This window comes from Porticoccus sp. GXU_MW_L64, assembly GCF_052983295.1.
In genome coordinates this window covers 100,089-114,261 of record NZ_JBRKJK010000004.1, presented here as the reverse complement: position 1 = coordinate 114,261, position 14,173 = coordinate 100,089, and the positions used below count along the sequence as shown (strand labels likewise).

General features: G+C 57.1%; 9 protein-coding genes. 7 read left to right on the top strand and 2 right to left on the bottom strand.

Translation table 11 applies throughout. The annotated features are described in order from the left end of the window. Positions 1-35: 35 nt before the first annotated feature. The 5 genes from ACVBEJ_RS03690 (at position 36) to ACVBEJ_RS03670 (ending at position 9,899) form a co-directional block, all read left to right on the top strand. Positions 36-977 (top strand): CheR family methyltransferase, encoded by a 942-nt coding sequence (locus ACVBEJ_RS03690; protein ID WP_447128251.1) that lies wholly within the window; start codon positions 36-38, stop codon positions 975-977. After that, on the top strand, positions 977-7,066 hold the full coding sequence (locus ACVBEJ_RS03685) for an Hpt domain-containing protein (RefSeq protein WP_447128250.1): 6,090 nt from the start codon (positions 977-979) through the stop codon (positions 7,064-7,066). Before ACVBEJ_RS03690 ends, ACVBEJ_RS03685 begins: the two co-directional genes overlap by 1 nt. 39 nt (positions 7,067-7,105) lie before the next feature. Then, the gene (locus ACVBEJ_RS03680; protein WP_447128249.1) at positions 7,106-7,582 is read left to right on the top strand and encodes a chemotaxis protein CheW; all 477 of its coding nucleotides are present in this window, start codon (positions 7,106-7,108) and stop codon (positions 7,580-7,582) included. Between the two features lie 208 nt (positions 7,583-7,790). Further along, positions 7,791-9,200 carry an L-serine ammonia-lyase gene (locus tag ACVBEJ_RS03675; RefSeq protein ID WP_447128248.1) on the top strand — a complete coding sequence of 470 codons (1,410 nt, stop codon included), beginning with the start codon at positions 7,791-7,793 and terminating at the stop codon, positions 9,198-9,200. Positions 9,201-9,302: 102 nt separating this feature from the next. Further along, positions 9,303-9,899, top strand: a complete 597-nt coding sequence (locus ACVBEJ_RS03670) for a nucleotidyltransferase family protein (RefSeq protein ID WP_447128247.1) — start codon at positions 9,303-9,305, stop codon at positions 9,897-9,899. Positions 9,900-10,122: 223 nt separating this feature from the next. On the opposite strand, the gene ACVBEJ_RS03665 is transcribed toward ACVBEJ_RS03670, so the two are convergent. Further along, positions 10,123-11,154 carry a nucleoid-associated protein gene (locus ACVBEJ_RS03665; RefSeq protein WP_447128246.1) on the bottom strand — a complete coding sequence of 344 codons (1,032 nt, stop codon included), beginning with the start codon at positions 11,152-11,154 and terminating at the stop codon, positions 10,123-10,125. Positions 11,155-11,201: 47 nt separating this feature from the next. Continuing rightward, positions 11,202-12,161 (bottom strand): DUF3179 domain-containing (seleno)protein, encoded by a 960-nt coding sequence (locus tag ACVBEJ_RS03660; RefSeq protein ID WP_447128245.1) that lies wholly within the window; start codon positions 12,159-12,161, stop codon positions 11,202-11,204. A 158-nt stretch (positions 12,162-12,319) separates the two neighbouring features. Between ACVBEJ_RS03660 and glyA the strand changes: the two genes are divergently transcribed. Both glyA and nrdR read left to right on the top strand, forming a co-directional pair. After that, entirely contained in the window at positions 12,320-13,579 is a 1,260-nt protein-coding gene (gene glyA, locus ACVBEJ_RS03655; protein ID WP_447128244.1) for a serine hydroxymethyltransferase, read from the top strand. 129 nt (positions 13,580-13,708) lie between these two features. Then, positions 13,709-14,173: a transcriptional regulator NrdR gene (gene nrdR, locus ACVBEJ_RS03650; protein WP_447128243.1), complete on the top strand. Its 465-nt coding sequence runs from the start codon at positions 13,709-13,711 to the stop codon at positions 14,171-14,173.

Below are 14,173 nucleotides of genomic sequence, written 5' to 3'. Positions count from 1 at the left end.
CATTGGTACTGGCCACTTCCATGGCGGTGAATTCAATGATGTCGACCAGCAGTGTGCAGCGCACCCGCAGCGGTTTTGACCACCGCCAGGCGCAGCTGTGGCAACAACTGCTGGAGCGTCGTACTGGCGTGCGCGCAGACAGCCTCAACCTCGACCGGTTGGCGGCGGGTATCGGCGCATTAGCCGACGAGTTGGGTTTTGTCGACACCATGGATTTCTACCGACAACTGGCCGCTGGCGAAGACAATCACCCGCAATGGACACAGCTGCTGGATCGAGTTCTGGTGCGTGATACCCGTTTTCTGCGCCACCGCGAATCCATGGATGCGGTGGGCCGCATTTGGCAGGCGTACCAACAGCGCCAGGATAATATCACCGGCAGCAGCTTTACCGCCTGGAGCGTGGGTTGCTCCAGCGGTGAAGAAACCTACTCCCTGGCGTTGGTTCTGGCCGATCACTGTCTCGACCAGCGGGTAAGCTATGGTGTGATCGGTATGGATATCAGCGCTCAGGCCATCGCTACTGCCCGCAACGGCATCTATTCCCCAACACAGTTGTCGGCCCTGAGTCAGCGTCAGAGAGACCACTATTTTCAGTGCCGCAACACTGGCTACTACCCGAATGGCTTTTACCAGGTGGGCGAACAACTGCGTCGCCGCACCTGCTTTATTCGTGGCAACGCCCTGCAAGTGGCAGATAGCTCGCAACAGGTTCCCCAATTACAGGGTGCAGACCTGATTTACTGCCAGAATATGCTGCCCTATTTTCGTCGCTGGCAACGTCAGCAATTGGTGACCAGTCTGGTGGCCAGCCTGAAACCCGGTGGCCACCTGTTGGTTGGCCCCGGAGAACTGGCCAACTGGCAACCGCCGCAGGTAGAGCGTGTGGCGCAGCCATCCGTACAAATGTATCGGCGCAATACCAGTATCAGCGCAAGCGCAGGGGTTTTACGCCCGGCGCCAACGAGGATTCGTTAGTGAACAGAGAAAACGGCAGTCTGCACAGCCTGGATTGGTTGGTCGACGAAATTGAAGCATCGCTGAAACAGGCTTACGAGTCTCTGGATGCCTACCTCAAAGACCCCAGTGATGAGCCGCAAATCCGCTTTTGCCAGAGCAGCATTCATCAGGTGCACGGCACCCTGAAAATTACCGAATGCCACGGTGCGATTCTGTTGGCCGAAGAAATGGAAGAACTGGTCAGCGGCTTGCTGGAAAATAATATCAGCAATGTGACGGAAGCCAGTGAAGTACTGGTGCAGGCCTCCCTGAAGCTGCCCCAGTACATTCGCCAGGTGAGCAGCACCGGCAGCGACCAGCCCGCCACGCTGATTTCCCTGATTAACGACCTGCGCGCAGTGCGCGGCAAGCCGCTGTTATCCGAGGGTTCGCTGTTTTCTCCTCATATGGATATCAGTGAGATTGGTTCCGGTGGCAGTATTACGCTGCCGGACAATGATGCCTTTATAGAACTGGTTAAAAAGCTGCGCCAGATGTACCAGGTGGCGCTGCTGGGTCTGATTCGTGGCGCCGACAGGGATAAAAATCTGGGTTACATCAACCGTGTCTTCAGTCGCCTCAGCGAGCTCAGTAAAGGTACCGCTCAACACTCGTTGTGGCGGGTGTCCCTGGCAGTACAGGAAGGGCTTGGTCACCACAGCATCGCTATGTCGTCAGCGGTGACATCCCTGTTGCGCGGGTTGGATCGCGAAATTCGCCAATTGCAGCAACAAGGGGTAGAGGCTTTACAGCGAGAAATACCCCCGGGGTTATTGAAGAACCTGCTTTATTATGTGGCGTTCAGCAGTGCCAATACTGAGCGTATCCTTGAAGTTACCGAAGCATTCCGCCTGCGCGAAGCGCTGCCAGCGGGCTCCTTTGGCGGCGATGGCTCGCTGACGCCCTCTTTCGACGCCGATGCGGTGCGTGCCATTGCCACCGCGTTGCTGGAAGAAGTGAACAACGCCAAGGAAATGGTGACTCGCTATCAGCTGGAAGGTGGGTTGGACGGCGGCATGATCGGCCAGTTGTGCGACATCTTTACGCGCATGTCCGATTCCCTGGCATTTGTTGGCCAGACCCGTTTCTCTGAACCACTGGATGAACTGCAGCAACGCATGCAGGAAGTGAGTGATCGCTCCGAAACCATGAATGTGGTGCTGCTGGGTGATATCGCCAACCACCTGGTGGATATCGAATCCGCTCTGGTGGCCTGGGGCAGCTCCGGTGGCCAGATAGACTCCGCAGAAAATCAGGCCAATATGGAACTGCATCGGGCTCGCGAAGCCCTGTTACGGGAAACCCGCAACGGCCTGGAAAAAGTCAAAGACAATATAGTCGAGTACATCTCCTCCCAGTGGGACAAGCACTTTCTGGAACACGCTCCACAACTGCTCACCGAGGTGCGCGGCGCTTTGGAAATGATGTCTCTGGAGCGCCCGGCCAAGGTGCTGGACACCTCCTGCCGTTACATTCAGGAAAAGCTGCTGTCTGATGCGGCCATTCCGGATTGGAAAACTCTCGACAGCCTGGCGGACGCCATTACCAGCATTGAATATTACCTGGACGGCTGTGTGGGTGTGTCCGGTGAGGAAAGTGCCGAAGCCATATCCATACTGACCATGGCGGAAAACAGCGCCGCCCTGCTGAACGGCGAACAGGCCGGGGATATGCAGCAGGTTGATGCCGCCAGCGAAAAACCGCCAGAAGACGAACTGACACTGGTGGACAACGGCGCTCAACTGCTCGGTGACATTGAGCCGGCAGATAACGACAGCAGCGACGAACAGGCGGCGCTGGACATGATGGCAGCGGATGCCGCTGGCGAAGACGACAGCAGCGACATCGACGAAGAAATCATCGACATCTTTGTGGAAGAAGCGGGCGAAGTGCTGGAGGTACTGAACGAGCAGTTACCAGCCTGGCAAGCCAACCCCACTGCCGGAGATGAGCTCGGCGATATTCGTCGCGGTTTCCACACCCTCAAGGGCAGTGGCCGCATGGTGGAAGCCATGCGTATTGGCGAATTGGCCTGGGCGGTGGAATACATGCTCAACCGGGTAATCGACAACCTGATACCGCTGAGCTCCGATGTTCCGGTGCTGGTGGGGCAAGCGGTAAAACTGTTGCCCACCATGGTGAGCAATTTTCAACAGCGCCAGCCGGAAGACAACAGCGCGGCGATTGATCAGTTAATCGCCAATGCCAATGCGGTGGCTCACTGTCAGGCGGTGGATTTGTCCGGCATTGAGATTGACAGTGTCGATGATCAACCAACGCTATCCGTTGCCGAAGAACTGGCAATCGAGGCCGATGCCGTTGAGACGGGCGATGTCGAAGCAGAAGTAGAAGAAGCAGAGGAACTGGATCTGGTTGGCGATACGGGTGCCAGTGAAGGAGCCGGGGACGAAAGTGGCGAGCTGCTGTCGATTTTTGTGAACGAAACACGTCGTCACCTGGAAGACGTATCCCTGTTCCTTATCGAAATCCAGCAGCTTGCACCGCACTACGGCTTGCCCACACCCGGCTTGCTGCGCGCCCTGCACACCCTCAAGGGCAGTGCTCTGATGGCGGAAGTGACGCCGGTTTCACAACTGATGCAGCCCCTGGAAGGCCTGGTCAAAGACCTCTATAACTTCCAGCAAGCGGTGGACTGGCCCCTGGTGCAACTGCTCACCGACAGCGTTGCTGCCCTGCAAAACGCCCTGCCGGTGTTGGAAGCGGGCGATCAGCACAGCGCCATCGAAGGCAGCGACGAGCTGCTGGCCCGTATCGATGAATCCCGCCAACGACTGCTGCCGATGGTTGCCAGTGAGCAGCCGGAAGATTATGCCGATAACGACAGTTTTGCCGAGGCACTGGCTGAACACGAGCCGCAGCAAGGTCTTGAAGATAAGTCGGATGAAGATATTTTAGCCAGCGCTGAAGGCTATTTAGATAACGCGGAAGGCTCTTTAAGTAGCGCGGAAGGCTCCTTGGTTGGTGCTGAAGGCTCTGTCAGCGAACAGGCGCAACAGGAATTTGCCGAACATCTGCGCCCGCTGATTGCCCTGATGACCGATGGCTTGCATCAGTTGATGGACGCCGAATCCCTGTTTGCCAACTGGCGCGACAGCGGCCAGCAGCCGTCTCTGGATGCCTTGGTGGAGGAGTACGATCAGCTCAGCCACGCCGCGACCAAGGCGGAAGAACCTGCACTGTCACAACTGTCCGCCAAAGTAGCAGATACCTTGCAGGTGGTGGATATGACGCCGGTGGCTGACCCGCAGGCGGTGGTCACCACACTGGCGGGAGCCCACGACAAACTGCTGGTGATGATTGACGCCCTCGCCGCTGGCCAACAGATGCCGGAAGTGGATGACGACGTCATCAGTCTGGAACTGCTGGCTAATGACCTCCATCACCAGGCGGAAGCCGCCGAAGATATCGTTCAGGAAGATATTTCCGAAGAAGCTGTTTCCGAAGAAGCTGTTCCGGAAGAAGTCAGTTCTCAACAAGGCAGCTCCCAGGATGATGAGGCTGAGCTTCCCGTGGAGGCAGTTGCTGAAGACGCGATTGAGCCTGCGGAACAACAGCACGAGCTGCGACCGCAAGACAGTGAGGAGCTTGAGCCCGCTGAAGCGCAGCGGCAAAACGAACAGGTCGACGAGCCTGAAGACGAGGCTGAAGAAGCCCAGCCGGATGAAGCTGCCGCAGAAGAAACGGAACCAACACACAGCGAGTCGGCTGCGCCAGCGGCCATGCCCTTTATTCCTCCGGTGGCTGCCAGCGAAAGCAGAGATGAAGATGAATTCGACCTGGAAGTGTTGGCCATCTTTATGGAGGAAACCGGCGAGCTGTTGGAGACCATTGATAACTCCGTGTACAGCTGGCGAGAAGAACCACAGGTCAACACCTGGCCGGACGAAATCAAACGTGCCCTGCACACCTTTAAGGGCGGTGCTCGCATGGCGGCCCAGGATGAGTTGGGCGACCTGAGCCACAACTTCGAAAGCTGGCTGATTGAATCGGAACACCGCGCCAGCAACGACGGCAGCTTCTTCGAGGAATTGCAGCAACACCTGGATCAACTGCACGCCGGAGTGCGTCAGTTGGCGGAGTCGATTTCCGGCATCGGCCAGGTAGCGCCCAGCGATGGCGCAGAAAATACCGGGCAAACAACGCCGGTGGCGGCGGATCTGGGCAAAGTGCCACTGCCACAGCTGTTGGCAGACAGCGACATCAAGGCCCCGGAAGAAATGGTCAAGGTGAGCGCCACCTTGCTGGACAACCTGGTGAATATGGCGGGGGAAACCAGTATCTCCCGTGGCCGGGTCGAGCAGCAGATCAGCTCTTTTGGCTTCGCCCTGGAGGAAATGAACACCACCATTCGCCGCCTGCAGGATCAGGTGCGCCGCCTGGGTATCGAAACCGAAGCCCAGATTATCTTCCGCCGCGAGCAAATTGAATCTGCGGGCAGCGACGAGGAGTTTGACCCTCTGGAAATGGATCGCTACTCCAAACTGCAGCAGTTGTCGCGCTCGCTGATGGAATCCGCTTCCGATTTGCAGGATTTGAAAAGCACCCTGGGCCAGAACGCCAAGGAAACGGAAAACCTGCTGGTGCAGCAGGGCCGTATCAATACGGATTTACAGGAAGGGCTGATGCGCTCGCGGATGGTGCCGTTCGGTCGCCTGGTGCCGCGTTTGCGCCGTATTGTTCGTCAGGTGAGCTCCGAGCTGGACAAGCAGGTAGAACTGCAGTTGCTCAATGTGGAAGGGGAAATGGATCGCTCGGTGCTGGAAAAAATGCTGCCAGCTCTCGACCATATGCTGCGCAACGCCATCGACCACGGTATTGAGAGTGGCGGAGACCGCAGCGGCGCAGGCAAGCCGGAGCGCGGCACCATCAGCATCGACCTGGCCCGCGAGGGCGGCGATATTATTATCAAACTGGCGGACGACGGTCGCGGCCTGAATATCGATGCCATTCGCAAGCAGGCCATTGTGCAGGGCTTGATGGCTCACGAATCCAACCTCAGCGACCACGAGGTGGTGCAGTTTATTCTCGAACCGGGTTTCTCCACTTCGGAAACCGTGTCGCACATTTCCGGTCGCGGTGTCGGCCTGGATGTGGTCAACGCCGAAGTGCGGCAGCTGGGCGGCGCCATCGCCATTCGCTCGCAACAGGGCCAGGGCACCGAATTCCAGGTACGCCTGCCTTTTACCGTGTCCATCAACCGCGCCCTGATGATTGAAGTTGGCGACGACAGCTACGCGTTGCCGCTGACCTCCATCGACGGTGTGGTGCGTTTGTCGCCACAACAGCTGGAAAACTTTTACAGCAACCCGCAACTGCGCTACGAATACGGTGGCTCTGAATACAGCGTGCGCCATTTGGGTTCACTGCTGCATGAGGGAGCCGCGCCGCGTATCAGTGCCGAAGAACAGGCCATACCACTGGTGCTGGTGCGCTCAGAGCAACAGAGCTACGCGGTACAGGTGGATCGTCTGGTGGGCAGTAGCGAAATTGTGGTGAAGACCCTGGGCGCCCAATTCAGTACCGTGCCCGGACTTTCCGGTGCCACCGTGCTGGGGGATGGCCGGGTGGTGGTGATTCTCGACTTGCTGGCATTGTTGCGCACGCAAAAAACCTCTGCCATCGCCAGCGTGCAGTGGGTGGAAGACGCAGAGGCCGCTGCCGCCAAATCCAGTGTGCCCATGGTGATGGTGGTGGACGACTCGGTAACCGTACGCAAGGTAACCAGTCGCTTCCTGGAGCGCGAAGGCTTCCAGGTGCTCACCGCCAAAGATGGCGCCGATGCCATGTTGTTGCTGCGTGAACACGACCCGGACGTGATGCTGCTGGATATCGAAATGCCGCGCATGGACGGCTTTGAAGTGGCCAGCCGGGTGCGCTCCATGGGTCGTTTTAAAAACCTGCCCATTGTTATGATTACCTCGCGCACCGGTGACAAGCACCGGGAACGAGCGTTGTCTCTGGGCGTTAATCACTACCTGGGTAAACCCTATCGCGAAGAAGAACTGCGCGATGCCATCGACGAACTGCTGACTGCAGAAGTTGACTAGGTTGGCTGAACAGGACGAGATCGGAAAGAGACAATGAGCATGAACCAATTAGTCCATACTCCTCAACAGCTGGCCTCTTTTGTGGACAGCCTGTTACTCCCCATCGCCGCCACTACCCTGTTGTTGCCGGTGTCGGCGGTGTCAGAAGTGCTGGATGATATTCCTTTGCAAAGAGCCGACGACTTGCCTGCCTGGTTGTACGGCACCGTGCAGTGGCGGGAACATTCATTGCAGGTGATCTGCTACGAGGCATTGGTGGGTGCCGAGAAGCCTGCCATTACCGAACAGAGTCGTTTGGCGGTGCTGAAAGCGGCGGACGAAAACAGCGAATTTGAGTTTTATGGCCTGGTGACCCAAGGCTATCCGCGCAGTGCCCGGGTAACGCCCACCAGCGATTTTCGTGCCCAGGGCAATGAGCCGGATGAACAGGGTGTACTGATGTATGCCACCCTGGACGATCAAGCGGTGATTATGCCGGACCTGGCGGAAATGGAACAGCGGTTGCAGCAATTGTAGTGTTGCGCTTTTGCTTGCCAGTGGCGGCGATCAGAGGTGTGCCGTGATTTTCATATTTGCCATCGTCGTATCAACTGTAGACAGCTTCTCTGTTTTATAACTGTTCTTTCTGTCATCCTGAGCGCAGCGAAGGACCTCTTGTCGAGAAACAATACGAGGTCCTTCGCTGCGCTCAGGATGACAATTTCCCATTAAAAGGCTGCACACTATGGCCACCAGTGTATTTGATATTTTTAAAATTGGCATCGGTCCATCCAGCTCACACACCGTCGGCCCTATGCGCGCTGCCGCGGCTTTTGCCGCGGCCCTGGAAGACGGTGGCCTGCTCAGTCAGGTGGCCCGGGTGAAATCCGAATTGTATGGCTCGCTGGGTGCAACCGGCAAAGGTCACGGCTCCCATAAGGCCGTATTGCTGGGGCTGGAAGGGGAAGACCCGGAAACCGTGGATGTAGACAGCATTGCCAGCCGAGTGGCAGACATCCGCGAACAACAGAGTCTGCGCTTGCTGGGCAAGCACGCAGTGGCTTTTGCGGATGAAAACGACCTGTTGCTGCACCGCCGAGAATCCCTTCCCTATCACGCCAATGGTATGAAATTTACCGCCTACGGCAGAGATCAACAGGTGCTGGATACCCGTGTCTACTATTCAGTGGGCGGCGGCTTTGTGGTGGATGAAGAGGCGGCCGAACAGGGCGAGGGGCGCATTATTGAAGACAGCACTGCACAGCCATTCCCGTTCAAAACCGGCGAACAGCTTTTGCAAATGACCGCTGACAGTGGTTTTTCCATCAGCAAACTGATGCTGGAAAACGAAAAAGCCTGGCGCAGTGAACAGCAGATACGGGAGCAGCTGCTCAATATCTGGCAGGTGATGGACAGTTGCATTGGTCGCGGTTTTCAAACCGAAGGTATGCTGCCAGGGGGTTTAAAAGTAAAGCGCCGCGCGCCACAACTGTACCGCCAGCTTTCCAGCAGCAGCAACGATTTGAATAACGACGCCATGGTCAGCCTGGACTGGGTCAGCGTGTATGCCCTGGCGGTGAATGAAGAAAACGCCGGCGGTGGCCGGGTAGTGACCGCTCCCACTAATGGTGCTGCCGGCATTATCCCTGCGGTGTTGCGATACTTTCACCGCTTCTGCGACAGCAGCAAAAGTGACGATTTGATCGTGAAGTTTTTGCTCACCGCCGCCGCTATCGGCATCCTGTACAAAGAAAACGCCTCCATCAGCGGTGCCGAAGTAGGTTGCCAGGGAGAAGTGGGCTCCGCCTGCTCAATGGCTGCCGGGGCGCTCACCGAAGTGTTGGGCGGCACTCCTCAGCAAGTGGAAAATGCCGCCGAAATCGCCATGGAGCACAACCTGGGCCTCACTTGCGATCCCATCGGTGGCCTGGTGCAGGTGCCCTGCATCGAACGCAACGCCATGGCCGCCATCAAAGCCATCAGCGCCTCACGCATGGCCCTGCGCGGCGACGGCAATCACTTTGTGTCCCTGGATAAAGTCATCAAAACCATGCGCGACACCGGCCGCGATATGCAGGATAAATACAAAGAAACCGCACGGGGGGGGCTGGCGGTCAATGTGATTGAAGTGCCGGTGAATATTATTGAGTGCTGATGGGTTTGTATTGGTAACAGAGAAGACAAATACAGCCTGCTGATGATGTCACCCTTCCCCCTGATTGACTCGTTTGTTTAATTGCCTTCTGAGTATTTGCCTGTGGATATAAATATCGCCGCCATTGTACTGGCTGCCGGTGCCGGCAGCCGTTTTAATGGTACCAAGCAACTGGCGCTGGTTGATGGCCGGCCACTGGTGCGGTGTGTTGTGGATGCCTGCCTGGGGTGTGCTGCGCACCCGGTCGTTGTTGCGGTGGGGTATCGGGCGGAGCAGGTGGCGGAGGTGCTGCCCCCCGATGTAATCCCTCTGCCGGTACCAGAGTGGCAACAGGGTATGGGGCACAGTCTGGCCTATGCTGTAAAACAGTTGCCCGATAGCGTGACTCACACCATGGTGGTGTTGGCGGATCAAGGGGCTCTGACCCACGGCGACTTGTCGTTATTGTTGGCAGCCGCAGAAGGTGCGCCGCAACAAATTGTCGCCGCCAGCTATAATAATACCTCAGGGGTGCCTGCGGTTTTCCCAAGGCGTTTTTTTGCCGAACTGCAAACGTTCACCGGCGACCGTGGTGCCCGCCAATTGTTGCGCGCCAATGCCGAAGCTGTGCTGTCAGTCCCCATGCCAGGGGCGGCCATGGATGTTGATACGCTTGCAGATTTGCAGCGGCTTACGGCTGTCTTGGACGATAGCTGCTGATTTATGAGTCATTTTTGAGTCGTTAAAAAATACCGTGCACTGCCGTTGACGATTGACGGTTAGTTGCGTGACATCCGGTCGCGAATAGTGGCCCGCCGGGCCAGATAGCCACGTGGAGATTTTCCCCCTGGGCATAGAGTGCCGCTCGCGGCAGTGGCATCCAGTTTTCCCAGCAGTTCAGCGCCCCCAGGGTAAACGGCCCCAATGGATAAGTGCGCAGACCCTAGCCGGCGCGCAGGTGTTCCAACAGTTTTGAGCGCAGCGCCTTGGGCAGTTTTTTCAGTGTCAGTACATCATTTTCGTGGTCGTATTCCACGCTGTTGCCAATGCAGTCGGCGTTAAAGCTGATGCTCATTTCCGGGTCGCGGCCGCTGAGACGGATATACTGTTTCAGGCGGCCACGGTGGGGGATCAGTTCTTTTTTTGGGGCCTGTTGTTCGGCTCGCTCCGCGAAGCCTTTCTGGTCTTCGTAGCTCTGTTCAATGTATTGGGCAAATTCCTGGGGCTTGTCTTGGTTGAGTTCCTTCGACAGTTTTTCAAACACCACCGGTTCGGCGTTGCGGTCTTGCTCTATGCAGTAATCCACCACCTTGTGGCGGGTTTCCTGGGCCTGTTCTTCCGGCAGGGTTTTGCTGTAGCTGTCTACTGCGTCCAAAAACTGACTGGTGTCGGCGTACAGGTCAATCTGCGGGTCGTCAAAGCCCAGGGTGTTGAAAAAGGCATCGGTAAGGGGCTTGTCGCCCCGCAATCGCAACAGGGATAGATAATTGCTGCCGCCCCCTTGCCATTCCCCCAGGTTGACTCGCGCGCCCAGCATCAGGCTGCCGATATTCCAGGTGCTCTGGATAGACAGGTCGTTGTCGATAAACAGGGCTTCGTCGTGGTCCACCATAAACAGGTACAGGTAGTCGGCGTCGGCGAGGTTCTCCCGGCAGAGCAGCAGGTGTGCTTCCACGGCGGCGTCATTTTTGCCCAGTTGTTCGGCAAAAAGCTCGGCGGCTTTGCGGGAGAAGCTGGCAAAGCCCAGCTTGTCTTCACAGTAGCTTTTCAGCAGGCCGGGGAGGGGGAAACTGCCACTGTCGTTGCTGAACAGCCCCCAGTTTTTGCCGGTGCGGTTGCAGAAGGTGCGTTTCAGTTCTCGCAGCAGTTCTTCCACTTTTCCGTCCAGGGGCAGTTCGTCCTGGCGCGGTTGGAACTGGGTGTCGCCACCGGGGATGCGCTGCAGGCGGTGGGCAATGACATGGCTGATGGGCATGGTGATGGATTGTCGGTAGTGGCAATGAGCGCGATTATACAGAAACGTTATTCCACAAGCTCTGTGCGCGGATGAAATGCATACCAGGCAAACCAGTACAGCCGGGTGACGGGAATGGTGCGCCGGGTGTCTTTGTTGTAGGCCACCACGGAGCCGTCTTTGCGCCGCAGGAAGCGCACGATGTAGCCGCCGACAGCCTGGTCGAATGCGGTGTTTTTGTTCAGGTAGTCTTCGGTGATGGCGACGGAATAGCTTTCGATTTCCACACCGTACACCAGTTGTTTGGGTTTGCGGCGGGCATCTTTCTGGGAAACCGGAAAGTGTAACTGGCCGCTGTTGGCGTAACTGTCGTAGTGGTTGCTGTTGCCCAGGCGGATTTTGTCGAAGCTGTCCGGTTGCAGTATTTGCGCGCGAGGCAAACTGACTTTCAGGTCGCGCCAGCGCAGGGTGCGGGTTATTACCCGTTGCAGTGTTTCCCCGGAGCGGGGGCCGACAATGGCTTCGCCGGTAATCTGCCCCCACAGGTGCTTGGTGCGGCGGTCGTAGAGCACCAGGTCGCTGTTGTGCAGCAGCCCGGAAACGCCGAACTCGCTCACCAGGCCGTTTACCTGGGCCACAAAAGCCACACCGGAGGCACACAGCGGACAGTAAGTGACAGCAATGGGAGTGTCGCCAAACTGGTCGTTGACCACTTGCCGGAAGTTGAGAATTTTGTGGGGGTAAGCGCGCACGATATTGTTGTGCTCCACAATCAGCAGCAGGTCGTCGTCTTGCAGATAGTCAGTGCTGAGAATGTTGGCGAATTTGGGGGCGTCGATAGAGGGAATGCAATCCCGCTTGGGACAGGCTTCTATCAGTTCGGTGAGGTCGATAATGCTGGGGGTATCAAAGCCGTACTGAAAGGTGTCGGTAAGCACTATGGGCAGTTGGGGCGCAGTGTGCTGCGCACTGTGGGCCCAAGCGCTGAGAGTGCTGAACAAGATGGTCGTCAGAGCAGTTTTTTTCATAATAAGCATGTTGCCATATTCGCTGTTTATACATAACCGTCTGTGACCGGTATTGCAGAGTATTGTTCGCCGCTGGGCAATGGTTCCTGCTGGTTGTCTCGTGTACAATCTGCGCTCAATTTTTCCACCTGCTATCCTGAAACCCCTGTGGAGCCGAGATGTTCGACCAAGACTTGACCCTTGCCCAATTTGACCCCGAAGTGTTCGCCGCTATTCAGAAAGAAGAAACGCGCCAGGAAGAACACATTGAGCTGATTGCTTCTGAAAACTACGCCAGCCCTGCAGTGATGGCTGCCCAGGGCACCAAGCTGACCAACAAATACGCCGAGGGTTACCCTCACAAGCGCTACTACGGTGGCTGTGAGTATGTGGACATCACCGAAGATCTGGCCATACAGCGCCTCAAGCAACTCTACGGTGCCGAGTACGCCAATGTGCAGCCCCACTCCGGTTCCCAGGCCAACTCTGCGGTTTACCAGGCGCTTTGCGTGCCCGGCGATACCGTGCTGGGCATGAGCCTGGCGGAAGGTGGCCACCTCACCCACGGTGCCAAGCCCAACTTTTCCGGCAAAATGTATAACGCGGTGCAGTACGGTTTGAACGCCGACACCGGTGAGCTGGATTACGAGCAGATGGAAGCGCTGGCGCTGGAGCACAAACCGAAGATGATTGTGGCCGGTTTCTCCGCCTACTCCCGGGTAGTGGATTGGGCGCGCTTTCGCGCGGTGGCGGACAAAGTGGGCGCCTGGCTGATGGTGGATATGGCACACGTGGCCGGCTTGATTGCCGCTGGTGTGTACCCCAACCCCATGCCCTACGCCGATGTGGTGACGTCCACCACCCACAAAACCCTGCGTGGTCCGCGCGGTGGCATTATCCTCAGCAACAGCGAAGAAGTGGCCAAGAAAATCAACTCCGCCGTATTCCCCGGTGGTCAGGGCGGCCCCCTGTGTCACGTTATTGCTGCCAAGGCGGTGGCGTTTAAAGAGGCGTTGTCTGACGAGTTCAAAACCTACCAACAGCAAGTGGTTGGCAATGCCCGAGTGATGGCCAAAGTGTTCCTGGAGCGCGGTATTGACATTGTTTCCGGTGGCACCGACAACCACCTGTTGCTGGTGAGTTTGATCGGCAAGGAATACACCGGCAAAGACGCCGAAGAAGCGCTGGGCGCAGCGTACATTACCGTGAACAAAAACGCCGTACCCAACGACCCGCGTTCACCCTTTATCACCAGTGGCCTGCGCGTTGGCACTCCCGCTATCACCACTCGCGGCTTTGGTGGGGCGGAAACCGAGAAGATGACCGGCTGGATCTGTGACATCCTCGAATCCCTGGAAAACGGCACCTCGGAGCAGGTAGTGCCGAAGGTAAAAGAGCAGGTGTTGGCGCTTTGTGCAGCTTTCCCTGTGTATGGATAGTCCGGTATACGTTGGTTAAAGCGATAGCTCGCAGGGTGGATTAGGCGTAGCCGTAATCCACCATTGCCAGCCAGTAACTTCATTTCTGGTGGATTACACCTGAGGCTAATCCACCCTACAGGAGCCTCAATGCACTGCCCGTTCTGCGGTAAAGACGACACCAAAGTGATCGACTCCCGCCTGGTTGCCGAAGGTGGCCAGGTGCGTCGTCGGCGTGAGTGTCTGTCGTGCAGGGAGCGCTTTACCACCTACGAGATGGCCGAGCTGTTGATGCCGCGGGTGATCAAAAGTGACGACAGTCGCGAGCCGTTTAACGAGGACAAACTCCGGGCGGGCTTGCAGCGGGCGCTGGAAAAGCGGCCAGTGAGTACGGAGCAGATTGAAGCGGCGTTATCTCATATCATGCACGTATTGCAGGCGGCTGGAGAGCGGGAAGTACCCAGCCGGGTAGTGGGTGAAAAAGTTATGGAGCAGCTGCGTCAGCTCGACGAAGTAGCCTATGTGCGTTTTGCCTCGGTGTATCGCAGCTTTCAGGACCTCAACGAATTTCGCGCTGAGCTGGACAAGCTGGAAAGCAACGGCCGTACAGAATAG